Origin of the sequence: Myxococcus sp. CA033, assembly GCF_013336625.1 — a bacterium.
In the GTDB taxonomy this organism is placed as follows: Bacteria; Myxococcota; Myxococcia; order Myxococcales; family Myxococcaceae; genus Myxococcus; species Myxococcus llanfairpwllgwyngyllgogerychwyrndrobwllllantysiliogogogochensis.
This window is the reverse complement of sequence record NZ_JABUMU010000006.1, coordinates 237,994-264,312: the sequence shown is the minus strand read 5'-3', so window position 1 is coordinate 264,312 and position 26,319 is coordinate 237,994. Positions and strand designations below refer to the sequence as shown.

Genomic DNA, 26,319 nt, shown 5'->3' with positions numbered 1-26,319 from the left:
TTCAAACCCAGGTGAGAACGTCTCGTACCCGAACGCGGTGCGTGACTCGCGCACTCCGCGCCATGGAATCTGGAAGCTGTAACAAAGCGGCGGGACTACCATGGCCCCCTGACAATTGGAACGAATTCGGGGGGTTGCGTATCCTCGGAGGCATCCTACCTGAAAGCCCGTCCAGTTCGGTCCCAAGGTGAAACATCCCTGTAACCCCTTGGAATTCCGAGGGCGAGGGCCCATGGGACTCACCTGGGGACGGGACGGTGGGTGCGGGTAGGAGAGGACGCCCGGTTGGCTCCTGGGAGGCCCTGGACAGGTAGGACAGGGTGGGCTTGCTCCCTTGCCCGGGCATCGACGCGGCGTGCTGGAGACGGGGGTATGAAGCGGGGCGAGCGATGACCCAGGTCCATTCCTTCTACCGTGCGCTCGCGCCTCCCGAGCCCCTGCGCCCGTTCATCCAGGCCTTCTGGCTGTACGACGGGTATCGGCCCGGGCATGGGCTGGAGCGGGTGCTGCCCACGGGAACGCTGGAGCTGGTGATTCCTTTGGCGGGGCAGCGACTGGAGTGGAGGGAGCTGGATGGTGAGGCGGGGGCGTGCGCGGAGGCGTTGGTCTCTGGTCCTCGGCGTGCCGCGTTCGACGTTCCCACGGCGCAGCAGTCCATGCTCGCGGGCGTCCACTTCCGCGCGGGGGGCGCCTGGCCCCTCTTGGGCGTTCCCCTGGATGCGCTGGCCGGGCGGCACGTGGAGCTGTCCTCGTTGTGGGGGCCTGTCGCGACGCGGTGGGTGGCGCGACTCTCCGAGGCGTCGAGTGACGAGGAGCGCTTCGCGCTTCTGGGCACGGCGTTCCTTGCCCGGCATGCGTCGCTCCGGTCCGTGCATGAGGCGGTGTGGACGGCGCTGGGGCGACTTCGAGCGAGTACGGCGGACGTGCCTGTCTCTTCGCTCGTCGCGGGCTCGGGCTTGAGTCACCGCAGGTTCATCGAGTTGTTCCGGCGCGAGGTGGGACTGACGCCGCGAGACTTCCTCCGGGTCCGCCGCTTCCAGCAGGCGCTCCAGCGCACGAGAGAGGACGCGACGGCGTCGCTCACCTGGCTGGCGCATGAAGCGGGGTACTGCGACCAGTCCCACTGGTTGCTCGAATGCCGGAAGCTCTCCGGATTGGCTCCGGGGGCCCTGTCAGCGGCCGCTCGCGGCGCCACGGCGCTGCCGCCCGAGGAGCGGGGTCAAATGCTTCCTATCGGGTGAGGCACTGGCGCGCGCATCTTGCCGCGCATGAACGTCATCCTGGGTGCAACGGGAGTGGTGGGAAGCGCGGTCCTCGACGAGCTCGTGAAGCGGGGGGGGCCCACGCGGGCGGCGTTTCGCTCGCGAGTACCGGACCCTCGCGCCACACAGCATGCGCGTGTCGACTTGAGCACGGGCGAAGGACTGGAGGCATGTCTGGACGGTGCGCGGACGGTGTTCCTCGCGACGGGGGACATGGTCGACCAGGTTGGCGCCGAGGTGCGAGTCATCGAGGCCGCGCGCCGCGCGGGGGTGAGCAGGTTGGTGAAGCTCTCGATTCTCTGTGCGGGGAGCGAGGCGTTCTTCCTGGCTCGTGTCCACGGCGCCATCGAGCGTGAGCTGGAGCGCTCGGGAATCCCGAACACCGTGCTCCGGCCCGGGGGCTTCATGCAGAACTTCGTCACGTACTACGGCCACGCGCTGAAAACCGAAGGGGTGCTGCGCCTGCCATGGGGCGATGGAGAGGAGAGTCCCATCGACGCGAGGGACATCGCCCGCGTGGCGGCGGTGTGTCTGACGTCCGAGTCCTTCACGGGGAGGCACCTGGACCTCTGCGGCCCCAAGGCGATGACATACCAAGAGATGACCCGCGTTCTCGGTCAGGCCGCGGGCCGCGAGCTCAGGTACGAGTCCATCCCTGACGGGGTGTTTCGCGAGGCGATGCTGCCGTATGCCGTGAGCCCCGCGCACGTCGAGGGGCTCATCGACATGTTCCGCTTCCACCGAGAGGGCCGGGCACCCAGGGCCAGCGACGCGGTGCTCGAAGTCACGGGCACTCCGCCGCGCTCCTTCGAAGACTTCGCTCGGGAGCATGCCGGGTCATGGCGCGAGGACTGAGGCCCGAGCCGAGGGAGGGCCTTGTCCACGGGCTTCGTTTCAGAGGCAGCCCCGCGCGCGGGTGGGTTCTCCCTTGGGTTGCTGTGGGGGCGCGGCGCTCCCCATGTCCCAGTCGTCGAGCCGGTCGATGTCGGTGATGGCGCCCGAGAAGAGACCCATCGCACCGCGGCCCTCCGCGCGAAAGGTTCCTCTCACGACGACGTAGCCCGGAGGAGAACCCGCTTTGGGCGCCCCTGTCTGTCCAAGCACGAGCCACACCGCGCTCATGGGAACGCCATGCTGGTGATCCTGGGCGTTGAGGTAGAGCGCCGTGCCTGTTGAGTGGAAGGACCCGTAGCCGACAATCTGGACGCGCTTGCCGTCGTAGGCCTCGGGGGCCGCGAGCAGTCGTACCAGGGAGACCAGTTCGAAAGAAGATGCGGGCGCGTCCGCACCCGTGACGGCCAGGTAGACGACCAGTGCGATGGTGACGGGCTTCAGGGGGACTCTCCCGACTGGGTTGCCTCCCGCGTGGAACCATCAGCGTTCCGCGCGAGAGGAGAACGTCTCGGTCGTGATTCCGCTTCAGGGCCGAATCCGCGTGCGGATGGCAATCGGGTGGGGGTACCACCGCCCGATTTCAGCCCCGTTTGCGCGCGAGAGATAGAAGGTCCCTAGGGAACTCGACCACTTCACGCGCGGCGATTCGAGAGAGGAGCTGTGCCCCGTGGGCTCCGCGTCAGCTCAGGGCGTCGCCTTGGGCGCCTTGCCCCAGTTGCCGTCCTTGAAGATGCGCACGCCCCGACCACCGCCGCCGCCAATCATGCCGGGCACGGTGGCCTGGATGGGCTTGCCACCGGGTGGCTGATAGACGACCCGCGCCTTGCGCGCGGACGGAATGGACGCGTGGGTGGTGTCGATCAACAGGTAGACCGTCTTGCCGTCGGACTGGATGCGGTCGGTGTCGTGCTTGTGGCTGAGCTCGGCCAGCAGCTCACCGTCATCCACCGTGCTCGCCTCGCTGCCCAGCAGTCGTACCTTCACTCGCAGCCACGTCTGGGCACTGCCGCCGCCCTCGGACGCATAGTCGCGCACGCCCTGGATGATGACGGCCAGGTCGGCGCCGTTGCCCGGGGCCCCCTGCGCGAGCCGCAGCCCTGTCTGCTTGCTGGAGTCCGTGTCGATCAACAACGTGGCGTTGGAGCAGCGGCTCTTGCACTCCTCGCCCCAGGGGTCCTTGTCGAAGCGCAACCGCATGGCGAAGTCGCTGCCCTGCGGCGCGATGACGGCGTCGACGATGACCGGCCGCTCCCCGTCCGCGGGCGCGGTGTACTTGAAGGTGGACCGTTCCTTGGCGACGACGCTCGAGCCGGCGAGGAGGGTGCAGACGAGCAACGGCAGAGAGCGCTTCACGGTGGGTGGACCTCCGAGAAAAAGACGCCCATTCAAGAGGGAAGAGGCCGTGGCGGCAAGTCTCAAGCGTTAGAGTCTTCCCGGGAGGTATGAGAGATGCGAATTCCCTACGTGCGTCAGCTCAAGCTGGGGCCCATGGACAACTTCGTCTACCTGGTCGGCGCGGCGGACTCTCCCGACGTGGTGGTGGTGGACCCTGCGTGGGATGTGGAGGCGATTGAGCGCGCGGTGGCGGAGGACGGCAAGCGCCTGGCCGGAGCCTTCGTCTCGCACTGCCACTTCGACCACATCAACGGTCTGCCGGATTTGCTGTCGCGGCATGACGTGCCCGTCTACGCGCAGCGCGCGGAGGTGGAGTTCTCCGCGGAGTTGCGCGAACTGAAGGACGCGCTGCGTCCACTGGGGCCCGGGGACGCGGTGCCCGTGGGCGCCGAGGTCTTCCAGGCACTGCACACGCCAGGGCACACGCCGGGCTCCCACTGCCTGCTGGCCGGTGACGCGCTCGTGTCCGGGGACACGCTGTTCATCAACGGCTGCGGCCGGTGCGACATGAACGGGGGAGACCCGGAGGCGATGTACCGCTCACTGTCCCAGGTGCTGCTCAAGGTCCCGGACTCGACGCGGTTGTTGCCAGGGCACGACTACGCGGACGTGCCGGTGGCTCCCCTGGGTGACGTGCGTCAGAAGAACCCGTACTTCGCCTTCCCCGACGTGGCGTCGTTCGTCGCGTTCCGAATGCGCCCCCGGAAGTGAGCACTCCGTGAAGCGGGACCGGAGGGGACACGGCCCTCCGGTCCGCTCCGGTGCCGACTACGGACGCTGCTGGGCGAACATCCAGTCCCAGAAGCCCTGCAGGCCGTAGGTCTCGGACCAGCCCATGTGCGCCGTGCCCGGGTACAGCACATAGCGAACGATGGAGCTTCCCGTGGAGATGACGCCGGGTTGCGAGGTCCAGGTCTGCGTCGTCCTGCTGAACAGGTACGTCGTCGTCTGCGTGGATTGGACGAGGGGCGGGAACGCCCAGTAGTTGTAGTTCTTCGTCACGGGGAGCACCCAGGACTGCTCGCCCCACCGGTCCCCGTAGCTGCTGGCGGCCCACACGGGGACGTCCTTCATCTTCGTGAGCGTGTCACCCGGGGCGCCGATGTTGGAGGCGATGGTCGCCAGCGAAGATGAGCGCCTTCTTCTGGCCGTAGTACGTCTTCCAGGTGGTGCTGTTGCGGATGTTCCGCAGCGCCCCGTTGCGCGTCACGACCTCGTAGAGCGCCGTCGGGTTCTGCGCGACGCCCAGCTCGCCGATTCCGTTCAGGTGGATGACGACCGGGTACGTCTCTGTCGAGGTGTTGTAGCCCGGAGGGATGTACTCGCCATAGGGAAGCGGCGAGCCCGCGGGACTCGGCATGTGCACCGAAATCTGGTCTTCGACAGGGGTGATGAGCGGGGCAGGGCGGGTATCGAGTTCCTGGGCGGGAGTCTCTTCCTGGCCCGGCCCGCAGGCCGTGAGGACCGCTACGAAGACGGCGAGCGCAACGCTTCTCATGAATCCACCTCGAGGTGTGGGAGGAGTGCGGCCCTGTCTGTCTATATCTGGATTCACAAGCCCACTGGTTTCTGTTGTTTATTGAGTTGCAATTGCATGTCCGTGGATGGGGCGTTGACAGAGGCGCGAAGGGGTCTTCGCGAGGAGGAGATGGCGTGCCCGACGCCCATGTCGTAAATGTCCTGTCTGGTCGAATCCTTGTGGCGCCACACGTTGGAGAGTTCTCGGACATGAGTGGGTTGACGGATGCGGAGTTCCTGCGCGACGCCTACATCCAAGAGGGCCTGAGCCCCGTTCCTGGGGTGGTCATCGCGGCATGCACGGTGGGGGATGACTACGACAACCCCGGCAATCGCATCGGCGTGCGCAGGGACGGAGTGTGGCTGGAGTTCGGAGTGTCCGGCGAGGCGGTCCTCTCCGTGGATGCCACCGAGGCGGGACTGGCGTACGTCCTCGGAGAGAACGGGACGGTGATTCGCTTCGACTGGAAGACGCCGAGGACACGGGATGCGCTGAAGGCCTCTCGCAAGGTGTTCAAGAACGCGGCCGTCGAGGACCTCGGGCCGCTGCGTCGACTCCGCGTGCTGGGGAACGACGTCGTCTGTGTGGGCTCGGTGGGGCAGGCCTACGTGCTGGGCAAGGCACGTTTCAGCACGCTGCCCCAGCTTACCATCGACGGGGAGGACGTCACCCTCGAAGCCCTCGCGGGCCACGGCCGCGACGACTTCATGGCCGCCACCTCCGAGGGGCATCTGGCGCACTTCGACGGAAAGCGCTGGCGCCGCATCTCGCTTCCGCTGGAGACGGGCTTCAATGGCGTATGCACGCTGAAGAGCGGCTATGCCCTCTGCGGTGGCGAAGGCGCCGTCCTGCTGGGAAGCGGCGACGACTGGCGCGTCATCCGGCCTCCCGATACCGAGCGCGACTACTACGGAATCGCGACGTTCCAGGACCACGTCTACGTGGCGCATCTGGGAGGCATCGACCGGGTGGTCGGCGACAGGCTGAAGCCCGTGGCCATTTCCAAGGCGGACTCGCTGCGCTTCACCGGGCTGCGCGGCGCCGGTGATGGCGTGTGGGCGCTCGCGGACCGGACCGTCGGCTGGATTCACGACGACCGGTGGCACACGGTGGCGGCCGAGCCTCCCTCCGAGTGAGCACGGGCCCGGTTCCTTGACGCGGGACCGGAGGCGACAGCGGCCTCCGGCCCACTCACGTCACCCTGCGACTACCAGTAGACGGCGACCGACGAGACGCGGTCGTTCCACGAGTGCCAGCGGCGGAACGGCCACCAGCCCGTGTACCAGCCGTAGCTGCCCATGTTGCCGACGGCCCAGGCGCGCGCGACCCAGAGCTGGTGACCGCCGAAATAATGGTGCTCGGTCATCACCGTCCAACGGCCACACTGGGTGCTCCACATGGAGGAGATGCGGTCGTTCCACCAGCCCAGCGTGTTGTAGCCCCAGCCCGGATAGACGGAGAAGTTGGCGCCGCCGTACCACGAGTGCTCGAAGAAGACCGACCAGGGGTTGCACGGCGCGAGTTCCGCGCCCGTGGGCTGCTCGGAGGGAAACTGGCCCGTCTGGTTGAAGTACTTCGTCACGTCCGCCGTGGTGCGGAAGCCCTGCACCACCGCCTGCTCGGCGGAGCGGGCATCCAGCACGTAGTGCGACAGGTGGATGTCCTTCTCCTGGATCTGCTTCGCGGTGTACTTCACACCGTCGACCAGGATGGGGAGCTCCGGAAGGAAGCCCTCCACGGGGGCCTGCTCGATGTCCTCACGCGCCGAGTCCTTGAGCACCTTGCTCAACGGAACGCGCACCATCTCTCCATCCTTGCTGGGAATCTCGCCCGTCTCGTGCGGGGGCACCGGCTCGATGTTCTGGGCCACGGCCGTGCCACCGGTCAGCAGCGTCGCCAGCGTCAGCGAGCCAATCAACGTCTTGAGCTTCATGTCTGCTCCTGGGGGTATGGGATTGCCCGTAGCCGGAAATAGCTACGTGGCCCGCACGTATAGTCCGTCTGTTTTGCACAAGACAAATCCGTGAAATTCCGTTTAGCGGATAAGTCTTGACCCGCGTTCGGGCGGACCCGGGTGCGTGCGGAGTGACAATCCCTCGCAACCTCCTGGCCCCTGGTGGAGGGCGACAGTCGCCACGGAGGATGACGGTCGCCCTGGACGGGGCGCGCCGTCGCTCATGGGTCAATTCAGGCGCGGATGGAAGAATCCAGCCTGTCTTGTATTGCCATGGCGACGGCCTGGAGACCGGTTACAGGCGCTGCTGGGCGAACATCCAATTCCAGAAGGCGAGGTTCTCGTACGTGGGCGTGCCGAAGTCGGTGCCCTGGGGGTGCACGGTGAAGCGCAGGGGAGAGGTCCCCGCGCCGTGGGCTCCCGTCTGGGTGGACCACGTGTCGTTGGCGGCGTTGAACACGTACGTGAGCGTCGCGGCGGGCGCGGCGAATGTCAGGTACTGGTCCCAGCCATACGCCTTCGTCAGGCCGCGCAACCAGGAGTGCTGGGCCGTCCACGCGTCGGCCGTCTGCCAGGCGTCCACCATCCACACGGGGACGTTGACCAACTGGGTGAGCGCGGGGCCGGGGCCGCCCAGGTTCGCGCCCACGGGCGCGAGCGCGGCGATGCGGTTGCCGTGGCTGTGGCCATAATTCCACGCACCGGAGCCGCCGAGGACGCGGCCCGTGACGTAAATGCGCGACGGGTCCACGCGGTAGTTGGCGATGAGGAAGTCGACGAGGGCGTTGAGCTGCGTGGCGTCCCAGTTCGCGGAGGCGCGCGGTGCGAAGACCATGGCCTGCTTCGTGCCGAAGTACGTCTTCCAGGTGGCGTTGTCGCGGATGAGCTTGAGCGGGCCGTAGCGGGACACCACCTCCACCAACTGGGCCTCGGTGCTCGTGGTGCCCATCTCCCCGGAGTCGTGGAGCTGGAGCACCAGCGGATAGGTCGTCGTCGGAGACGTCAGGTAGCCCGGCGGCAGGTACTCCGCGTAGGCGTACGGCGCGCCCGTGGCGCTCGTCAGCCGGCCGACGAGCTGGTCCTCGGTGGTGATGGGCAGGCCCGACGAGGACACGCGATAGGTCGCGGTGACGGTGGTGGCCGCCGCGGGCATCGTCAGGGTCGTGGTCGCGGACGTCAGGTTCGCCACCGTGGCCCCGGTCCACTTGTCGAACACGTAGCCAGCGGCCGGAGCGTCGGCGGTGAGGGTGACCTGCGTGCCGCTCGTGTACTGGCCGTCGCCCGCGCCGCTGTTGACGGTGAGGGTGTACTGCGTGGGCGAGGACACGCGGTAGGTCGCGGTGACGGTGGTGGCCGCCGCGGGCATCGTCAAGGTCGTGGTCGCGGAGGTGGTGCTGGCCACCGTGGCGCCGGTCCACTGGTCGAACACGTAGCCAGGGGCCGGAGCGTCGGCGGTGAGGGTGACCTGCGTGCCGCTCACATACTGGCCGTCGCCCGAGCCGCTGTTGACGGTGAGCGTGTACTGGGTGGGTGGAGGCGGCGTCGTGCCGCGCTGCTGCGCCAGCATCCAGTCCCAGAACGCCTGCGTGCCATAGGACTCCGACCAACCGGTGTGGTCCGAGCCGGGAATCACGATGAACCGGGCGATGGCCGTCCCCGTGCTCACGGCGCCCGCCTGCGACGTCCACTGCTTCGTCGTCTTGTCGAACAGGTACGTCAGCTTCTGCGAGGTGTTGGAGATGTTCACCACCTGCGACACATCGTAGTTCTTGGTGTAGCTGACCAGCCAGGCCTGCTGCGCGGCGATTTCGTTGTAGCTGCTGGAGGCCCAGATGGGCACGTCCTTGAGCGTGGTGAGCGTGTTGCCCGGCGCTCCGATGTTGGTGGCGAAGGGGGCGATGGCCGCCAGCTCCGCGCCATACAGGTTCGCGTACCGCCACGTCCCCCAGCCGCCCATGCTCAGGCCCGTCAGGTACACCCGCGTGGGGTCGACGCGGTAGTTGGCGACGATGAACTGCACGAACGGACGAAGCTCCGTGGGCGAGTAGTTGTCCAGGCTCTGCGGCGTGAAGACCATCACCTGCTTGTTGCCGAAGTACGTCTTCCACGTGGCGCTCGCGCGGATGTTGGCGAGCGCGCCGTGCCTCGTGGTGATGGCGTACAACTCCGCCTCCGTCGTCGCCCGACCCAGCTCTCCCATGCCGTTGAGGTGGATGATGGCCGGGTAGCTCTGGGTCGACGTCAGGTAGCCCGGAGGCAGGTACTCGGAATACCCGAGGGTGGCTCCCGAGGCGCTCGGCAGGCGGGTGACAATCTGGTCCTCCACGGTGATGTTGACCGCGGAGCGCTGGACACCGAGTTCCCGGGCGGACGTCTCTTCGGGGCCCGTGCCACATGCCGCCAGGACCGCCACGACGACGCTGAGTACGACGCTTCTCATGGAACACCTCTCGAGCGGGAGTACGACCCGACCCACTCTAGTAGGTGTTCTGTAATTGTCTCAATGTTGCGTTTGCAGCGGAGTGTGAAGTGGCGGCTCAGGCCCGACGGGCCCGGGTGCCCACCGGGGGCATCTGGATGCCCCGGGGCCGGGCGTGGAGGGACCAGTATGCGGCGACGACCAGCAGGCCCACGGCCAGCAGCGTCCACAAGGCGGCCCACACGATGGAGGGCACGTAGGTGACGTCGGCGAGCAGCGCCGCATCGCTCTGCGCGCGCACGGTGCTGTTCCAGAGGTCATCGCGGAGGTCGAACACCGCGTACAGCGCGGTGAAGGCGGCGATGAAGAGGTTCAGGAGGTCCACCGCGCCATCCGGCAGCCACTTCGCGCACGCGCCCATCACCACCGCGGTGCCCACGCAGAAGGCCAGGGTGAACATGTCGCCCGCGTAGAGCAGGCCCATGATGACGAGCCACGCGGAGGCGGCCACGAGGACGCCCCGGCGGAGCTGGAACCGGAAGGTGGCAATCAGCAGCCCGGCCCCGGCCACCGCGCTCCCCAGGTAGCCCCCCGAGTACAGGACGACCTGTCGCAGCACGCCCGGTGGGAGGCGGGACATACACAGGCCCCCCTGGTCGGCCATCAGGTGGATGCGGTCCACGGACCCACCCAGCAGCAGGGTGGCGAGCGCGTGCCCGCTCTCGTGCATCATCACCACCAGCACCTTGAGGGGCCACAGGACGGGCGAGTCCCAGAAATACCAACCCACTCCCAGCATGGCGAGCAGGAGGGCCAGGCGGCCGAGGTCGAGCTTTGCTCCGCTGGCGGTCCTCATCGTTTTCCGGGCCTCCCCTCCATCAGACACCCCAACACTTAAGCTCGGTCCCTCTTCCCGGGAAACTCCTGGCTTGCCGCGCAGCGTCGGACCCTCCGAGGGGGTCGCCTCCGGGCGCCGGACGGGGTAGGGAGTTCTCCATGAAGAAAGCGCTGCTCCTGCTCTCGCTCGTGGCTGCCCCGGCTCTGGCCGGGGAAGGGAAGTGGACCCCCCAGCAGGTGCTGGACCTGGACCCGGCGTGGCTTCGCGCCCAGGGGCTCCAGGTCTCTCCCCGGAAGCTCTGGGACCCCCAGCGTGGCACCGGCCTGCTCGCGGGCGCGGTGAACGTGGGTGGGTGTACCGGCGCCTTCATCTCCTCCACGGGCCTGGTCATCACCAACCACCACTGTGCCTTCGGCGTCATCCAGGAGCACAGCACGCCCCAGCGGGACCTCATCACCCAGGGGTTCCTGGCCTCGGAGCGCAAGGACGAGCTGCCCGGAAAGGGCGCGCGGGTGCAGGTGCCCCGCAGCTTCACGGACGTGACGGCGCAGGTGCTCGCCGCGGTGCCCCAGGGCGCGGACGACCTGGTCCGCTACAAGGCCATCGAGCGCAAGCAGAAGGAGCTGGTGGCCGAGTGCGAGAAGCGCCCCGCCACGCGCTGCCAGGTGTCCACGTTCGACGGCGGCGTCAACTACACGCTGGTGGACGCGGTGGAGCTGGTGGACGTGCGGCTCGTCTACGCGCCGCCGCGCGCGGTGGGTGAGTACGGCGGCGAGGAGGACAACTGGATGTGGCCGCGCCACACCGGTGACTTCGCCATCGTCCGCGCGTACACCGCGCCGGATGGGGCCTCGGCGCCGTACAGCGAGAAGAACGTGCCGTTCAAGGCGGAGTTCTTCTTCCCGCTGGCCACCGAGGGCGTGAAGCCGGGCGACTTCGTGATGGTGCTCGGCTACCCGGGTCGCACCTACCGCGCGCTGCTCGCGGAGGAGATGGCGGAGCGCCAGTCGCGGCTCTACCCGCGGATGCGTGACGTGTACGGCGAGGCCATCCGCATCCTGGAGGAAGAAGGGGACAAGGACCCGGCCGGGAAGATCGCCGTCGCGTCCACCGTCAAGAGCCTGCACAACGTGCACAAGAACGCGGGCGGGCAGCTCGCGGGGCTCAAGCGCGGGAAGCTGGTGGAGAAGCAGCACCAGTCCGAAGCGGACGTGGCGGCCTGGGCCGGCAAGAACAGCGCGAAGTGGGCGAGCGCCCTGACGGCCCGCGACGCGCTGCTGGCCGAGCAGAAGGCGAACACGAAGGTGTTCGAGCGCGAGTTCCTGCTCGGGTCGACCTCTCGGCTTGCCCGAGGCCCCGCGCTGGCGGTGACGCTGTCGCGGCTGGCCGCGGAGCGCGCGAAGCCGGACCTGGAGCGCCGCCCTGAGTACATGGAGCGCGAGCAGGCCCGCATCAAGGACCGCCTGGAGCGCGAGCAGAAGAACGTGTTCCTGCCCGCGGAGAAGCGGCTGCTCATGGCCTACGTGCGCCGTGCCCAGGCACTGGGCGCGGACGAGCGCATCGCCGCCGTGGACAAGCACTTCGGCAAGGTGTTCGTGGAGAAGGACGTCGCCGCGAAGGTGGACGCGCTCTATGCCGTCACCCAGGTGCTGACGCTGTCCGAGCGCATGAAGATGGCGACGGAGACGGCCGCGCAGCTGGAGGCGCGCAAGGACCCTATGCTGGCGTTCGGCGCGGACCTGGCGCGGGAGCTGGAGGCGCTGGACGACGTGGGAGACCGTCGCCAGGGCATGTCGCTGCGGCTGCGTCCGGACTGGCGCAAGGCGGTGCTGGCGCATGCGGGCAAGCCCGTGGCGCCGGATGCGAACGGGACGCTGCGTGTGACGTTCGCCAAGGTGCAGGGCTACTCGCCGCGAGACGGCGCGGTGTACACGCCTCAGACGACGCTTACGGGCATGCTCGCCAAGCACACCGGCGAGGAGCCCTTCGACGTGCCGGAGCGCGTGTCGAAGGTCGCCGAGTCCAAGCGGTTTGGCGCGTGGGCGGACAAGAAGCTGAAGGACGTGCCGGTGAACTTCCTGGCGGACGCGGACACGACGGGTGGCAACTCCGGCAGCCCCACGGTGAACGGCAAGGGGCAGTTGGTGGGCGTCAACTTCGACCGCGTCTGGGAGAACGTGGCCAACGACTTCGGCTACAACCCGGACGTGGCCCGCAACGTCAACGTGGACGTGCGGTATGTCTTGTGGATGTTGGACCAGGTGGAGAACGCGGACACGCTCTTGAGGGAGCTGGGCGTGCGCAAGGGCCCGAAGGTCGCGGGGGAGACGCGCTGATGACAGACCCGGCGGACGCCGCTCCGCCCCTGCCCACCTTCCGGCCGGAAGAGCAGGTGTGCGGCAACTGCAAGCTGTGGAGCCCTCACTCGGTGGATGAGCGCCGGGGCTGGGTGGGGCCGTGTCGGCTCCAGTCCTCGCGGGGCATGTTCCCTCCGTCCGCCCCCATCTGTGACAAGTACGCGCCCCGAGGCACGGCCGTGGCCCCGGCGGCGCATTCTCCTTCGCGCGAGCGGACCGCGCGCAGCGTGGCCCCGGTGGTGATTCGCCGCCGGGTGGACCCCAACGAAGTCGTGGACCTGGAAGGGCTGAACATGACGCGTGAAGAGTTGATGGACATCTTCCGGGAGGCGTCCGGCCTGACCGACGCGCCCCCGCTCGCTGGCAAGTGGGAGGGCGGCATGGTGCGCCTGGTTCCGGGCAACCCGGAGCTGCAGGCCAAGGACCTGCCCATCGACAGCCTGTTCCACAAGGTCGTCATGGTGCGCGACAGGCTCCGAGTGCTCGAGCAGAAGCTCAACGCCCATCCGAAGCTGTCCGATGCGGAGAAGGTGGAGATGCAGAGCTACATCACCCGCGTCTACGGCTCGCTCACCAACTTCAACGTCCTCTTCAAGGACAAGGGTGACCAGTTCGTCGGCGCGAAGGGTGACGAGTAGTCGAATAGTGTCGATTTGACACGAAGGTGGCGCCGGGTGTTGACTGGCGCCATGTCCTCGACTGGCAGACCGGCGGACCACGCGGAGCGGATGTCGCGAGCCCTGTTGTCGTTGGAGGGGCTCTCCGTGGGGGATGGCTTTGGCGAGCGGTTCTTCGCGGCGCGGAGCCTGGTGGCGGAGTGGGTGGAGGCGCGCAGGCCGCCTTCCCCTCCGTGGCCCTATACGGACGACACGGAGATGGCGCTCTCCATCGTCCAGGTGCTCGACGAGCACGGGCAGGTGGAGCAGGAGCGGCTCGCGCAGCTGTTTGGCAAGCGCTACCGCGCCAACCGCTACCGGGGTTATGGCGGCACGGCGCTGGATATCCTCGAGCGCATCCACCTGGGGATGCACTGGCTGCCCGCGTCGTCCCAGGTCTTCGACGGCACGGGGTCCAAGGGCAACGGCGCGGCGATGCGCGTGGCGCCGTTGGGCGCCTACTTCGCGGGCGACTTGCGGCGCGCGGCGGACGAGGCGCGGCTCTCCGCGGAGGTGACGCACTACCATCCGGAGGGACAGGCGGGCGCCGTGGCCGTCGCGGTGGCGGCGGCGTGGGCGTGTCAGGACGCGGCGACGCGCGGGCGTGCGCGCAACCTCTTCGACGTGGTGCTGGAGTACACGCCGAACGGTGCCACGCGGCGCGGGCTGGAGAAGGCTCGGGGCTGGTCGCTGGAGACGACGCCGACGGCGGCCGCGAAGGAGCTGGGCAGTGGCTTCCAGGTGCTGTCGGAAGACACGGTGCCCTTCGTGGTGTGGTGCGCGGTGCGGCACCTGGAGCACTACGAGGACGCGTTGTGGTCCACGGTGTCCGGGCGGGGCGACATGGACACGACGTGCGCCATGGTGGGCGGCATCGTCGTGCTCGTCACGGGCAGGGCGGCGATTCCCGCGTCGTGGCTGGAGGCTCGGGAGAAGCTCCAGCTCCGGGCGCTGGAGTAGCGCCGTGTGCCTCAGGGGTGGTGGCCGCGCTCTTCCATGAGGCCGAAGGTGCGCTGCCGGGCGCGGTGCAGGGTGCTCTTCACGGTGCCTTCGGGGATGCGCAGCAAGCGGGCGATTTCGGGGTAGCTGAGGCCGCGCACCTCGCGCAGGTGGAGGACCTGGCGCTGCTGCTCGTTGATTTCCTGCATGGCGTCGGTGAAGTGGCGCTGCAGCTCCGCGCCCACGGCCTGGACTTCGGGCGTGAGGGGCTCGGATGGCTCCAGGCTGAGTCGCTCGCGGCGCTTGCGTGCGCGCAGCCAGTTGATGCTGCTGTTGACCATGACGCGGTGGAGCCACGTGGTCCAGGCCGCGCGTCCGCCGTAGCCAGGAGACTTCCAGGCGAGTCGGGCGAAGACGTCCTGCACCACGTCCTCCGCATCGTCCGCGTCGCCGACGATGCGGCGGGCGATGGCGAGGGCGCGGGCACGGTGCTCGTTGTAGAGCTGGGTCAGTGGCGGAAGGTCGATGACTGCGGCGTGCATCACGGGTGGGCTCCTGAACACCCCAGCGGGGACCTCCTTTGGAACGAACCGGTCGCGAAAAGGGTCTATCGGCCCGTGGCGGTGGGATTTTTCCACCGCGCATCTGTCGGTACGGACAGGAGCCCGGCGCCGGGTTTCTGCTCGTACTTCAGGGCATGAAGGTGGGTAGGCTCACGGTGTCCTGGGGCCGCGTGGCGCGGGACGTGGGCGGGGTTCACGGGGTGTTCTGCCGGCCGGGTCGAACGCCGCCTGGCCCCGTGTCATCCACGGAGGAAGGTCGTGGATGGACAGAAGATGAGGCTGGGCGGTGGGGGTGGACTCGTTCCGGATTCCGCCCCTCGAGGTCGATCTCGCGACGACTTCGACGGACATCGTCATCGTCGCTGACTCGGGGGTGGGCGTCGTCAAACGGGAACGGTTCCGCGCGCACGTCGACGCGGCGCCGCGGTCCGAGCGATTCGCGGTATTGATGCTCGACGGGCCCCGCGACCCGGCGCGCCCGCCCTTCATGACGCCTGAAGGGCGGGGCTGTCGTGGGCGCTACTCCTGCTCGTCCTGCTTCGTCAGGCCCCAGTCCTTCAGGCGCTTGAACAGGGTGGAGCGAGCCACGCCCAGCTCGCGAGCCACGCGCTCGCGGTTGTTGTTGTACCGGCGCAGCGCGGCCTCGACGATCTGCCGCTCCAGCTTCTCCAGCATCTGCTCCAGCGTCATCCCAGGAGGCAGCTCCGGCACCGCGATGCCGGTCTCCTTGTTCATCTCCTGGTCGAACGTCAGGTCCGCCGCGTCGATGACCGGGCCCTTGCGGAACAACAACGCGCGGTGCACCACGTTGCGCAGCTCGCGGATGTTGCCCGGCCACATGTGTCCGCGGAGCCGCTCCACCGCCGCCGCCGAGAAGCTCACCGTCTGCCCTCGCGGCGCGTACACCTTCACGAAGTGCTCGGCCAGTGCGGGCAAATCACTCTTGCGGCTGCGCAAGGGCGGCAGGTGCAACGGAATCACGCAGAGGCGGTAGTACAAATCCTCGCGGAACTTGCCCTCGCGAGCCGCCGCCAGCAGGTCCAGGTTCGTCGCCGCCACCACCCGCACGTCCACGTGCATGGGCCGGCTGGCGCCCACGCGCTTGATTTCTCCGCTCTCCAGCGCGCGCAGCAGCTTCGCCTGCAGGTCCAGCGGCAGCTCGCCAATCTCGTCCAGGAAGAGGGTGCCGCCGTCGGCCTCCTCGAAGGCGCCCTTGCGCGCGTTCGCCGCGCCCGTGAAGGAGCCCTTCTCGTGGCCGAACAGCTCGCTCTCGATGAGCTCCTTGGAGATGGCCGCGCAGTTCACTGGCACCAGCGGCTTGTTCGCCCGCTGTGAGCACTGGTGGATGGCCTTCGCCACCAGCTCCTTGCCCGTGCCGGACTCGCCCAGAATCGTCACGGCCGCCGTGGAGGGCGCCACGCGCTCGATGAGGTCCGCCAGCCCCTTCACCGCCGTGTCGTTGCCGATGATGCCGTGGAAGGAGGCCACTTCCTTCTTGGACCCCGTCGCCGCCACCTCCAGCACCAGCTCCGTCTCGCCCACCCGCAGCGTGGTGGGCAGCGTGACTTCCGCCTCGAACAGCCGCACCGGCCCCAGCCACGTGCCGTTGGTGGAGCGCAGGTCCACGACGTGGAACGTGCCTTCCCGCCGCGTCACCTTCAGGTGCTTGCTGGAGGCGAACCGGTCCTGGAGGACCAGGTCACAGCCCGCGTCCTTGCCCGCCGTGAAGCTGTCCCCGGTGAGCCGGTGCACCGACTCGTTCAGGCCCTGCTTCACGCGCACCTGCGCCGGCTGCCAGCGCGGCACCTGCGCGTCCTTCTGGATGGACGTGGTGTGGCCCACCTCGGTGGCGACATCCGCGCCCTCGCCGCCGCCGCTCAGGCGGAACACCGCGCGCCACTGACCGAGCACCAGGTCGGCGCCGTCGGGCAGCTCGGCGTCGGTGACGGACGTGCCGCCCACCACGGTGCCCTTGCCGGAGAGGTCCTGCACCCGGCACCGCGTCCCGTCCCACAGCAGCGCCACCTGCTGACGGCTCACCTCCGGGTCCGGAATGGCGACGTCGCTCTGCTCGCCGCGCCCGAGCACCAACCGTGCCCGGTCCACGCCCACCCTCAACACCTCCTCGCCACGACGAAAAAACACCAGCTCCGGCATCCACGACCCTCCTGTGCGCCCGCGCTTTACACGTCCCGGCGCGCTGACTTCAACCCCACGCGTCGGGTTGGGCGCGCCCCCAGGTGCCGCGTGCTACCGACGGGGCAGGAAGGTGGGCCGGTTGAGGAAGCCGCCGAGCCTGGCCGCCCGGAAGCTCGGGTCCTTCTTGTCCGGGGGGAAGATGGTGATTCCCGCCGCCAGGAGGCCCAGCCGCTTCTGCGCTTCCGGGTCCAGCCGGAGATTCACATCCATGGCGGGCTCGCTGTACTCCAGCCGCTTGCCCAGCTTCAGCGTGCCGGTGGCCAGCGCCTCCACGTCCTCGCCCTTCAGCCGCAGCTCCTGCACCGTGCCCAGGCCCTTCTCGAAGTTGATGCGGCCCACCAGCGCGCCGAGCGCCACCTGCGGCAGCTCCATGGGCATCGAGTTGCCACCGCCCATGGGGATGGACGCCTTGCCGCCCTTGATGATGAGCCCCTGTGAGTCGAGCGTCAGCTCGCCGTTCGCCTGGGACAGGTCCGGCTCCGGGCTCTTGCCCTTGGGCAGCGTCAGCGCCAGCACGCCATTGAGCTCGCCATCCAGGTCCATCCCGAGGAAGGCCGGCAGGTTGCCACCACTGGCCTTGAGCCCGTCCAGCTCCGCGCGGACCTTCATGTCGCCCAGCCAGCCCATGGAGCCCGCCACCGTTCCACCCAGTGCGTTGGCGCGAATGGCCAGCCCCGGCGGGAAGAGGGTGGGGCGCACCGCCACGCTGTCGATGACCACCGCCTCGCCCAGCTCCGCGGCGCCCGGCAGGGTGCCCTCGCCGCTGACGAGCATCGCCAGCGTCTCCGCGCTCAGCGGCTGGGGCGGCTTGCTCACCCGCACGTTGGTGGCGGTGACACCCGCCAGCCCCGGCCTCAACGAGCCGATGCGCACGGCGAGCCCCGCCTGCGCGGCCTCCGAGACGAGGCGCGTGCGCACCGTGTCGTACGGGAAGGTGATGAGCAGGCAGAGGATGAAGGCCACGAGCGCGAACGCGCCGTAGCCCAGGATGATCTTCCAGCGCGCGAGCTTGGTGTCAGAGGACATGGGTTATTGCTTCATCCGGTAGGTGGCCACGGTGGTCCACGCCGTCAGCGTGTCGTTCGGCCTCGGTTCGATGCGCAGGTACTTCACCTTCACCACGCCAGGACCGCTCTCCACCGTGCGCATGAAGTCCGTGAGCTTGCGCAGGTCCACGTCGGAGAACGTCAGCTCCACGGAGCTCTCCATGATCTTCCCGTCACCCACGCCCACGTCGCCCTTGGGCGTCATGTTGGGCACCTGGAGCCCGGCCGCCGTGGCCTTGTCCTCGATGTAGGTGATGAGCTGCACGTTGCTGGACGTCAGCTGCGTCTCCACCGCCTGCCGCGACGCCTGCGCCTCGCGATAGCTGGCCGCCAGCGCCTGCACCTCCTGCAGCTTCGCCAGCTTGTCCTGCGTGCGCTTGCGGTAGCCGGACGCGGTGTTCGCGAACGTCATCAGCACCGCGAACACGACGAACACCGCCACCGCCGCGCCGGCGATGGACACCATCCGCCGCTCCCGGTCACTCAACCGCTCGAACCACGTCTGCACCGGCGCGAGCACTTCCTGAAGCCTGGCCATGACTAGCTCTCCCCCCCTTCCGCACCAGGGCACTGCACCTGCACGTCCAGGCGGAACGTCACCTTCTGCCCGTCGCGGGTGCGCTCCACCTTGCCCTGCTTCACTTCCTTGAAACACGCGTGGTTCTTGAGCGCGTTGGACAGCGTATCCACCTGCTTGGAGGAGTCCGTCTCCCCCTGGAGGATGACGCGGTCCGTGTCGATCTGGATGCGGTCGAACTTCACCGGCAGGTCCGCGGGCACCTTCTGCGTCACCTCCGCGAGCAGGTTCACCGCGGACATCCGGGGCAGCGCCGCCGCCGGGCTCTCCACGCCCTTGAGCAGGTTCAGCGCGCGGTTGTAGTCCTTCTCACACTTGCCGAGGATGCGCTGGGTCGTCTCGCACAGCGCCGCGTCCACCTGCGCCTCGCGCCGCGACAGCACGGAGTTGCGCACCACGCCGAAGGCGATGAGCAAGAGCAAGAGCGTGGCGGCGAAGGACGCCAGCAGGCCCAGCTTGTCCTTCACGTAGTCAAAGTCGCCCTTGAAGGCGAGGTCGTCGCGTCGGTAGTTGAAGCGCGGCGCACGCGCGCCCGTGGCGTTGCCTCGCAGCGCCAGCGCGTAGGCCTGCGCGGCGGACGGCTGCTCCGCGGAGGGAACCGCTTCCGAGGTGTCTGCGGGAAGCGCCAGCACTCGCACCGGCAGGTTCAAGTCCCGGGAGAGCTGCTCCGCCAGGCCCGGCATCCGCGCCGAGCCGCCACACAGCACCAGCGCGCCCACCTGCTGGCGGCTGCGCGCCGTGTAGGCCTTCAGGGTGGGGCGCAGCTCGCGCAGCACCGGCTGGAGCCCGCGCACGAAGGCCGCCGCCGCGCGCTCCGCGTCCGGCCCCTGCGCCGCGCTGGCCATGGCCCCGTGCTGCTCCTTCCAGTGATGCGCTTCGGCGAGCGAGGTCTGGAACTCCGTCGCCAGCGCCTTGCTCAAGTCCTTGCCGCCGCCCGCGAAGGTGCGCGCGAACTGCACGCCCGTGCCCGGCCGGCCAATGGCCACCGAGGTGCGCTCGTGGCCCATGTCGACCACGGCCACCACGCCGCCCTCGCCGCTGCCCTCGAAGAGGCTGGCGGCCTGCTGGAGCATGTTCTGGTAGGCCAGCGCCGGGTGCGTGACGATGCGCGGGTCCACCTTCAGCTCGCCCAGCATGTCGAGCAGCGACTTCAGCTCCGCCCTGCGCACCACGCCCACCAGCAGGTCGCTGGCCTTCTCCTTGCCGTCCGTCTCCTTCTGGCCCACGACCTGGTAGTCGTAGACGACGTCGGAGATGTCGAACGGGAGCAGACTGCCAATCTCGAAGGGCAGCGTCGCTTCAATCCGCTTCCCGTCGGAGAACGGCAGGCTCAGCGAGTGGGTGATGAGCGCGGGGCCGGGCAGGGCGACCACGACCTGGTCGGCGTGACCTGGTGGCAGCTTGCCAATCAGCTCCTGCACCGCGGCGCGCAGCGTGTCGGCGCGCTCGCCCTCCTGGGCGCGGCGCACCTCCACGTAGCTCCGGGTGGCGTGTCCTTTCGTCCGCGCCTCCAGCACCACGCCCTTCACGGAGTGGCTGCCCAAATCGAGGCCAAGAATGCGGGCCATGCTATTCCTCTCTCCAGTACAGGAGCCTGCCCAGCGTGTCGTCCAGCCGGACCACTGCGGTCAGCGTCTTCTGCACGTTGCCCGCCTCTCCCACGGATTTGATGGTGAACGTCTGACTCTTGTCGCCGATGAGGCGATTGCCCGCCACGTTGGACTTCACGGCGGGATTGACCACGATGCCCGCGCTCTCCACCACGGCGACGAAGTCCTGCACGCCCATGCCGAAGAAGCTGAACATGCGCGCGCTGCGGATGCGGGTGATGAGCTCGTTGAGGAACACCGGGTCCTTCAATCGCGGGTCTGGCCGGGCCGGGTCCGCCACGGACATGATGGCCAGCCCCATCATCACCGGGTCATCCGTGTTGATGTTGGGCCGGGAGTTGATGTCCGGGTACACCGTGAGCCTGTCACGGAACGCCGACATGAACTGGTCATTCACCCCGTGCACCCGGTACAGCTCGTCGATGCTGTCGAAGCGTGCGTTCTTCGGCTCGTAGCTCGGCTCGTAGCGACTGTAGGGCGAGCCCTCGTCGGAGAAGCCGGAGGGCATGGGGTTGACGGGGTCCGTCGGGTTGATGGTGGAGCCCGTCTCGTCGTCGTCCGCCCAGTCCTTGATGGCCAGCATCACGTCCCGCGGATTGCCGCGGACCTTGTTCGCGTCGTCGCGCTCCCAGAGGAACTCGAAGCGCTTGTCTTCGAGCATGTCCAACATCCGCAGCGCCGTGGGAAGCGCGTCACCCGCGCCCGCCACCAGCCGGTGCACGTTGAGCTTCTCCTCCTCGTCGGAGATGGTGGACAGGAAGCAGCCCTCGAAGCCGCCGAACGAGCGACGCGTCATCTGCTGCGACATCTCCCGCGACGCCGGGTCCTCGCCGTCCTTCATGTCGAAGTTCGGGTCGTCCTCGTCCACGGGGGCCAGCGGCGGAGCGTCGTTTTCGGGCTCCAGGCCCTCGCTCTTCACCATGCCCTTGAGCATGTGGCAGTCCACCCGCGCCATCTTCCAGAGCTGGAGGTTGAGCGACGTCGGTTGCGGGGTGTTGCCCTGATTGCCCTGGTTGCCCATCAGGCTGCCCAGCAGCGACGCGGGGTTGGGGATGGGCGTCTGGTCCACCTGCTTCTGGAAGCGAAGCAGGAGCCGCGACAGCGCCACGCCCGAGCGCGCCATGTAATACGCGCGCACCTCGTCCCGCTGATTGGCCGCGAGTTGGAGGTCGACCCGGCTGTTGTAGGCGAACTCGGTGGCGATGACCGTGAGGAGCGCGATGGAGACCACCGCGATGATGAGCGCCACGCCACGCGGGCGCCGCTCCCCACCAGGGCCGCGCGCGGCTCCGGACGTGGGCGGACTGGGACGGCGCCGCCGGGGCGTCTGCTGGAAGAAGGGCAGGGGCATCAGTACCTCGGCAGCTCGGTGTTCAACATGATGCGCGCCTGGGTGGAGTAGCGCGCCTCCTTGCCCGTCTCGTCCACGGCGGTAATCGACATCCGCACGCGCGTGGGCAGGATGGTCTTCTGCTCCGTGCGGCGGGTGTCCCACTCGTCATCCCATTCCTTCTTCTCGGAGTTCCAGTACTCGAACTCCAGCTTCTTGGCGCCCTCGAACAGCACGTCCGTCGTGCCGCCCCGGTCCATGCGGTCATCCACGTTGGGATTCACGCGGCGCTTGAGGTCCACGCGGCCCTTGGCGGCCCGGTCGTCGGAGGCCTCCAGGAAGTACTCCACCACCGCCTGGTCGGACTCCTTCACGTCCGTGTACAGCCGCTGGTGGGCGAACGTGGTGAACAGCAGTCGGTCGCTTTCGCCCACGAAGTTGGTGGGGCGGTCCTGCTGGTCGCGGAAGCGCTTCAAATCGAACCTGTCGCTCACGTACGCGGAGCCAATCTCCCGGGCCATCCGGTTCATCGCCACCCGGACCTGCCGGTAGCGGTCCGCGTCCTCCTCCACAGACTCCTTCGCCGTCAGGCCCGTCTGGAAGGCCATGGCCACCACCGTGCCCATCAGGGCGGTGATGGCCACCGCCACCATGACCTCCATCAGCGTGAAGCCGCGCGCGCGCCCGGTCCTCATCGGTCGTTCCTCTGCTGCATGCCGGGGAAGTTCGGAATCGACGGACGACCGCCTCCGAAGATGCCGCCGCCCGGGGTGGGAACGACGCCGCCGTTACCGCCGCCTCGCTGCGGCTGGCTGCCGCCATTGGCGCGCTGCAGCCACTCCGAGCGGCGCATCAGCGGCTTGCGCGTCTCCGGATGGAGCATGGTGCCGTTGGGGCCGGGGATGGGGTTCTGCACGATCATCCCCGGGCTGTCGGGGTCCACCCACTGGTTGTCGGCGCCCGGCGTGGTGCCCTGCGTGGCCGTGAAGCCGCCGTTGCGGTCCGAGCCCGGCCCGAGCGACACCACGTGCGTCACCAGGTCGATGCTCTCCAACTGGGTGCCCTCCTGCCAGTACACGGTGAGGTGCACCTCGCGCACCGTCTGGGTGAGCTGCTGCACCATCTGCGTGAACATGGGCTGCGCCATGCCCATGGCCGCGCCCCCCAGGCCTCCGCCCGCGGGCTGCGGTCCACCAGAGGCGCCGTCCTTGCCGCCACCGGCACCTCCGCCGAACAGGCTGGCGATGCCGCTCATCGGGTCATCCGCGTCCCCGCCGCCGATGGGCAGGTTGAAGAGGGCGCCGATGAGCTGGTCCGGCGACACGCCGTCCAGCTTCGGGGCGATGATGCGCGCCTTCCACTTGAACTGGGACCAGCCCTCGTCGGAGAAGTCGCCGGACTCCTCGTCGTCGTCGGGCGAGAAGCCGTCGTCGTAGAGCTTCTGCTCCACGTCCGTCATCTTCGCGCGCGCCAGGAGCGAGGCCACCGTGAGGCGCTTGGTGTAGACGTGGTTGGACACCGCGCCCGCGTTCAGGTCGAAGATGGCCATCAACGCGAGGCCCAGGATGGCCAGCGCCACGACGACTTCCAGCAGCGTGAAGCCCGAGGAGCGCCTCATCGCGGCACCTCCAGCACGTCGTTCGCGATGGTCACCTTGCCGGTGAGCGGGGACACGTCCAGCGTCCAGGCGTTGTCGCCCTGGCTCACGTACACGTACGCCTTCTCCGTGTACCCCTGCGGGAAGAAGTAGAGGTACGCCACGCCGTTGTCGACGGCCTCCTTCTGCTGGCGCGTCCACACCGACACGCGCACGTCCGCGGGCAGGTCCCTGGCCGGCACTTCCTCCGAGGTGAACGAGGAGAAACGCGCCGCGTTCTGCACGCGCTCCTTCTCTCCGTCCATCAGCTCCTGCGCGCTGGGCGCGTCTCCGCCCGAGGCCACGTAGCTGCGGCGCTCCTCGTTGCCCTGGGTGTTGCCCCGGTTGGAGCGCCGGGCCTGCTCGCGCTCGCGGTTCTCGTCGCGCAGGGCGGTGTCGCGGTCCCTGGCCGTCGTCACCGCGCTCTCCGCGCACTCGGCATGGTAGCGCGTGGCCTTCTCCTCCTTGGGGTCCGGAATCTCGAAGACGAGCCGGCACGTCTTGCCGCGCAGGGCCGCCGAGTCGTAGAGCGAGCGGATGGTGCCCGCAAGCTCCCCCGCGGCGCCCTTGGCCTTGGCGCCCGTGAGCGAGCCGATGCCCATCACCGCCGCGGAGAACAGCATCGCGACGATGATGATGGCGATGGAGATCTCGATGAGCGTCAGGCCGCGCTGGGCTCGGTGGAGCGTGCGCCGCCCGGTCGCTGTCCTGACACGCGTCATGGTTGCCCCCAGTCCGTCAGCACGCCCCCGCTGCTCAGGTCAGCGTCCGTCCCCACGCCGCCCTTCTTGCCGTCCGCCCCATAGGAGATGACGGCGCCATTCCTGCCATCCATCCAGTAGACGTACGGGTGACCCCACGGGTCCAACGGCACGGAGTCGATGAGCTTCGCCTCGATGAGCGGCGTGAAGCCCTGCTCCTTCGACGGGAAGCGCCCCATCAGCCGGTTGTGCGCCTTGAACAGGCCCTCCAGCTTGCGAATCTCTCCGCGCGCCCGGCGCTGCTCCGGCACCAGCGAGCGGTCGTCCGTCACGTACACGAGGACGAACGCCAGCACGGTGGCCACCAGGAAGATGGCCGCCAGCAGCAGCCGCCCCTTCGTCTGGGGGCGCAGGGCCCCCGCGGGCGAGGGCATCTGGGATGGAAGTGAGGTTTGCACGTTCATACCCGAAGCCCTGTCAACACGCGGGGTGCGCTACTTCTTCACTTGTTCTTGGCGGAGGCGCCGTCCGCGGAGGAGATGTCCGCGTCGTTGCCCTCGCCGCCGGCGGTGCCGTCCGCGCCGTAGGAGATGATGACGGGCTTGCCGCCTTCGTTCAGGTACACGTAGTCGTTGTTCCACGGGTCCTTGGGCATCTGCTCCAGCGACTGGGTCTCCACCAGCGCGTTGAGGCCCGAGGACGTGTCCGGGTACTTCCCCTTCTTCGTGTAATAGAGCTTCAGCGCGCCCTGGATGCTCTTGATATCCAGGGAGGCCCTGTCCCTTCGGGCCGCCTCGAGCTGCGGAATCACCGCCACGCCGACGGCGGCGGCGATGAGGCCGAGGATGGTGATGACCACCATGATTTCGATGAGGGTCATGCCGCGGCGGTTGCGGCGGCGGCGCTGCTGCGAGTGGGTGTTCTGGCTCATGTCTGCTCTCACCTCGGGGTGACTTTCTGGCAAGCCACCGCATCGTGTTCAGGACTTCCTGTCAGGGTGCCCGGGGCCCGTCCACCACCCCTGCGGGCGGCACGGGGGCTCGGGGCCCGTAGAGTCGGGCCCCCACCGTCACCAGCGCCGCCGCGAGGGCAATCATCGCCGCGAGCGTCGCGCGCTGAATCCAACGGTCGAGCGTGTCATTCGTCATGTCCCTGGCACCTCACCGGATGGCCGAGTTCACCTGGAGAATCGGCAACAGGATGGAGAGGGCGACGAATGCAATCACCGCGCCCATCACCACGATGAGCAGGGGCTCGAGGAGCGAGGTGAGTGCGCCAATGCGCACGTTCACCTGCGTCTCGTAGTTGTCCGCGACGTTGGTGAGCATGTCCTCCAGCTGTCCGGAGCGCTCTCCAATGGCGACCATGTGGTACACCAGCGGCGGAAACTCCCCGGAGCGCTTGAGCGGAGTGGCGATGCTCTCGCCCTCGCGGATGGAGTCGCGGGCCTTTTCAATGACTTCGGCCAGCACGGTATTCGTCATGATGGCCTTGACGATGTCCATGGCCGCCAGCAGCGGGACGCCGCTCTTGAGCAGCGTGGACAGCGTGCGGGCGAAGCGGGAGATGGACAGCAGGCGGACGAGGCTGCCGACGACGGGCGCCTTCAGCACGAAGCGGTCCCACTTTGGCTTGCCCTTGGGGCTCTTCGTCCAGCGCATGAAGAGCCACACGCCCAGGGCCATCATCGGTACAGCGACGAACCACCAGTTCTGGAAGAAGTTGCTCGTGGCGATGAGGATGCGCGTGCTCAACGGCAGCGTGGCCTTCATCGTTTCGAAGATCTTGGTGACCTTCGGCACCACGAACACCATCAGCGCCACGAGGATGCCGCCGCCCACCACCATCATGATGGCGGGGTAGAGCATGGTGCTGAGGATCTTCTGCTGCAGCCGGGCCTGGTTCTCCGTGAAGTCGGCCAGGCGCGTGAGCACCGCGTCCAGCGCGCCGGACGCCTCGCCCGCGCGCACCATGTTCACGTAGATGTTGGGGAAGATTTTCGGGTGCTGAGCGAGCGCGTCCGCCAGCGTCGAACCCTCGTTGACGCGCTGCTTGATGTCGGAGAGGGCGCGCTTGAAGCGCTCCTTCTCCACCTGGTCGACCAGGGCGGTGAGCGACTCCACCAGCGTGACGCCGGCGCCCAGCAGCGTGGACAGCTGCCGGGTGAAGATGGCGACGTCGTCGGTGTTGACGCGGCCCCGGCCCAGCTTGCGCAGGTCGATGTCGCGCGACACCTGCGCCGCGTTGGCGCCCTTGGACACCGCGCCCCGGCTGCCTTCCGCCTGGGCCAGCACGTCCGTGAGGAACACGCCGTCGGCGCGCAGCTTGGAGCGCAGCGTCTTGGGCGAGTCGGCTTCCAACAGGCCCTTGATCTGCTTGCCCGCGGAATTGAGACCTCTGTACTCGAAGACCGGCATGGCTCGA

Annotated in this window: 27 protein-coding genes; 7 read left to right on the top strand and 20 right to left on the bottom strand. The window is 68.3% G+C overall.

Annotated elements, in window-relative coordinates:
* Positions 1-389 precede the first annotated feature (389 nt).
* The gene (locus HUA78_RS18400; protein ID WP_174457173.1) at positions 390-1,241 is read left to right on the top strand and encodes a helix-turn-helix domain-containing protein; all 852 of its coding nucleotides are present in this window, start codon (positions 390-392) and stop codon (positions 1,239-1,241) included.
* A 27-nt stretch (positions 1,242-1,268) separates the two neighbouring features.
* On the top strand, positions 1,269-2,117 hold the full coding sequence (locus tag HUA78_RS18395) for an NAD(P)H-binding protein (RefSeq protein ID WP_174457291.1): 849 nt from the start codon (positions 1,269-1,271) through the stop codon (positions 2,115-2,117).
* Positions 2,118-2,156: 39 nt separating this feature from the next.
* Here the strand turns inward: HUA78_RS18395 and HUA78_RS45945 are convergent, their stop codons facing one another.
* Positions 2,157-2,384, bottom strand: a complete 228-nt coding sequence (locus tag HUA78_RS45945; RefSeq protein WP_217442516.1) for a hypothetical protein — start codon at positions 2,382-2,384, stop codon at positions 2,157-2,159.
* Between the two features lie 456 nt (positions 2,385-2,840).
* Positions 2,841-3,509 carry a hypothetical protein gene (locus HUA78_RS18390; protein ID WP_174457172.1) on the bottom strand — a complete coding sequence of 223 codons (669 nt, stop codon included), beginning with the start codon at positions 3,507-3,509 and terminating at the stop codon, positions 2,841-2,843.
* A 96-nt stretch (positions 3,510-3,605) separates the two neighbouring features.
* Here HUA78_RS18390 and HUA78_RS18385 point away from each other — a divergent pair, with 96 nt between their 5' ends.
* Complete coding sequence (locus HUA78_RS18385; RefSeq protein WP_174457171.1) at positions 3,606-4,262, top strand: MBL fold metallo-hydrolase; 657 nt, start codon at positions 3,606-3,608, stop codon at positions 4,260-4,262.
* A gap of 57 nt (positions 4,263-4,319) precedes the next feature.
* Here HUA78_RS18385 and HUA78_RS18380 read toward each other — a convergent pair whose 3' ends face one another.
* Both HUA78_RS18380 and HUA78_RS18375 read right to left on the bottom strand, forming a co-directional pair.
* The gene (locus HUA78_RS18380) at positions 4,320-4,625 is read right to left on the bottom strand and encodes a hypothetical protein (RefSeq protein ID WP_174476819.1); all 306 of its coding nucleotides are present in this window, start codon (positions 4,623-4,625) and stop codon (positions 4,320-4,322) included.
* Positions 4,626-4,638: 13 nt separating this feature from the next.
* A complete protein-coding gene (locus tag HUA78_RS18375) occupies positions 4,639-5,049 on the bottom strand; it encodes a hypothetical protein (protein ID WP_174461822.1) in 411 nt (136 codons plus the stop codon).
* A gap of 230 nt (positions 5,050-5,279) precedes the next feature.
* Here HUA78_RS18375 and HUA78_RS18370 point away from each other — a divergent pair, with 230 nt between their 5' ends.
* A complete protein-coding gene (locus HUA78_RS18370) occupies positions 5,280-6,206 on the top strand; it encodes a hypothetical protein (protein WP_174476818.1) in 927 nt (308 codons plus the stop codon).
* Positions 6,207-6,277: 71 nt separating this feature from the next.
* On the opposite strand, the gene HUA78_RS18365 is transcribed toward HUA78_RS18370, so the two are convergent.
* From HUA78_RS18365 to HUA78_RS18355, 3 genes are all read right to left on the bottom strand, one after another.
* Complete coding sequence (locus HUA78_RS18365; RefSeq protein ID WP_174476817.1) at positions 6,278-7,003, bottom strand: hypothetical protein; 726 nt, start codon at positions 7,001-7,003, stop codon at positions 6,278-6,280.
* A gap of 316 nt (positions 7,004-7,319) precedes the next feature.
* On the bottom strand, positions 7,320-9,464 hold the full coding sequence (locus HUA78_RS18360; RefSeq protein ID WP_174476816.1) for a hypothetical protein: 2,145 nt from the start codon (positions 9,462-9,464) through the stop codon (positions 7,320-7,322).
* Positions 9,465-9,561: 97 nt separating this feature from the next.
* Positions 9,562-10,299: a M50 family metallopeptidase gene (locus tag HUA78_RS18355; RefSeq protein WP_141643856.1), complete on the bottom strand. Its 738-nt coding sequence runs from the start codon at positions 10,297-10,299 to the stop codon at positions 9,562-9,564.
* A gap of 140 nt (positions 10,300-10,439) precedes the next feature.
* Between HUA78_RS18355 and HUA78_RS18350 the strand changes: the two genes are divergently transcribed.
* From HUA78_RS18350 to HUA78_RS18340, 3 genes are read left to right on the top strand one after another with little or no spacing between them, the layout of a single operon-like run.
* The gene (locus tag HUA78_RS18350; RefSeq protein WP_174476815.1) at positions 10,440-12,617 is read left to right on the top strand and encodes a S46 family peptidase; all 2,178 of its coding nucleotides are present in this window, start codon (positions 10,440-10,442) and stop codon (positions 12,615-12,617) included.
* The gene (locus HUA78_RS18345; RefSeq protein ID WP_174461826.1) at positions 12,617-13,276 is read left to right on the top strand and encodes a hypothetical protein; all 660 of its coding nucleotides are present in this window, start codon (positions 12,617-12,619) and stop codon (positions 13,274-13,276) included. The genes HUA78_RS18350 and HUA78_RS18345 overlap by 1 nt, the downstream gene beginning before the upstream one ends.
* A gap of 51 nt (positions 13,277-13,327) precedes the next feature.
* Complete coding sequence (locus tag HUA78_RS18340) at positions 13,328-14,254, top strand: ADP-ribosylglycohydrolase family protein (RefSeq protein ID WP_217442515.1); 927 nt, start codon at positions 13,328-13,330, stop codon at positions 14,252-14,254.
* 11 nt (positions 14,255-14,265) lie between these two features.
* On the opposite strand, the gene HUA78_RS18335 is transcribed toward HUA78_RS18340, so the two are convergent.
* From HUA78_RS18335 to gspF, 13 genes are all read right to left on the bottom strand, one after another.
* Positions 14,266-14,775 (bottom strand): RNA polymerase sigma factor, encoded by a 510-nt coding sequence (locus HUA78_RS18335; RefSeq protein WP_174462007.1) that lies wholly within the window; start codon positions 14,773-14,775, stop codon positions 14,266-14,268.
* Between the two features lie 540 nt (positions 14,776-15,315).
* Positions 15,316-16,953, bottom strand: coding sequence for a sigma 54-interacting transcriptional regulator (locus tag HUA78_RS18330; RefSeq protein WP_141643860.1), 1,638 nt, complete (start codon positions 16,951-16,953; stop codon positions 15,316-15,318).
* Positions 16,954-17,046: 93 nt separating this feature from the next.
* Complete coding sequence (gspN, locus tag HUA78_RS18325) at positions 17,047-18,021, bottom strand: type II secretion system protein GspN (protein WP_141643861.1); 975 nt, start codon at positions 18,019-18,021, stop codon at positions 17,047-17,049.
* A 3-nt stretch (positions 18,022-18,024) separates the two neighbouring features.
* Complete coding sequence (gene gspM / locus HUA78_RS18320) at positions 18,025-18,579, bottom strand: type II secretion system protein GspM (RefSeq protein ID WP_141643862.1); 555 nt, start codon at positions 18,577-18,579, stop codon at positions 18,025-18,027.
* A gap of 2 nt (positions 18,580-18,581) precedes the next feature.
* Positions 18,582-20,186, bottom strand: coding sequence for a pilus assembly protein PilM (gene pilM / locus HUA78_RS18315; protein ID WP_174476814.1), 1,605 nt, complete (start codon positions 20,184-20,186; stop codon positions 18,582-18,584).
* Position 20,187: 1 nt separating this feature from the next.
* Complete coding sequence (locus HUA78_RS18310) at positions 20,188-21,579, bottom strand: general secretion pathway protein GspK (RefSeq protein WP_174476813.1); 1,392 nt, start codon at positions 21,577-21,579, stop codon at positions 20,188-20,190.
* Positions 21,579-22,253, bottom strand: coding sequence for a type II secretion system protein J (locus HUA78_RS18305; protein WP_141643865.1), 675 nt, complete (start codon positions 22,251-22,253; stop codon positions 21,579-21,581). The genes HUA78_RS18310 and HUA78_RS18305 overlap by 1 nt, the downstream gene beginning before the upstream one ends.
* Positions 22,250-23,176, bottom strand: a complete 927-nt coding sequence (locus HUA78_RS18300; protein WP_174465149.1) for a prepilin-type N-terminal cleavage/methylation domain-containing protein — start codon at positions 23,174-23,176, stop codon at positions 22,250-22,252. The genes HUA78_RS18305 and HUA78_RS18300 overlap by 4 nt, the downstream gene beginning before the upstream one ends.
* Positions 23,173-23,916 (bottom strand): prepilin-type N-terminal cleavage/methylation domain-containing protein, encoded by a 744-nt coding sequence (locus tag HUA78_RS18295; RefSeq protein WP_174457161.1) that lies wholly within the window; start codon positions 23,914-23,916, stop codon positions 23,173-23,175. The genes HUA78_RS18300 and HUA78_RS18295 overlap by 4 nt, the downstream gene beginning before the upstream one ends.
* Entirely contained in the window at positions 23,913-24,329 is a 417-nt protein-coding gene (locus HUA78_RS18290; RefSeq protein WP_254614350.1) for a type II secretion system protein GspG, read from the bottom strand. The genes HUA78_RS18295 and HUA78_RS18290 overlap by 4 nt, the downstream gene beginning before the upstream one ends.
* A 68-nt stretch (positions 24,330-24,397) precedes the next feature.
* The gene (gspG, locus tag HUA78_RS18285) at positions 24,398-24,826 is read right to left on the bottom strand and encodes a type II secretion system major pseudopilin GspG (RefSeq protein WP_141643869.1); all 429 of its coding nucleotides are present in this window, start codon (positions 24,824-24,826) and stop codon (positions 24,398-24,400) included.
* A gap of 61 nt (positions 24,827-24,887) precedes the next feature.
* A complete protein-coding gene (locus tag HUA78_RS18280) occupies positions 24,888-25,043 on the bottom strand; it encodes a hypothetical protein (protein WP_174457160.1) in 156 nt (51 codons plus the stop codon).
* A 12-nt stretch (positions 25,044-25,055) separates the two neighbouring features.
* Positions 25,056-26,312 carry a type II secretion system inner membrane protein GspF gene (gene gspF / locus HUA78_RS18275; protein WP_141643870.1) on the bottom strand — a complete coding sequence of 419 codons (1,257 nt, stop codon included), beginning with the start codon at positions 26,310-26,312 and terminating at the stop codon, positions 25,056-25,058.
* Positions 26,313-26,319: the final 7 nt, after the last annotated feature.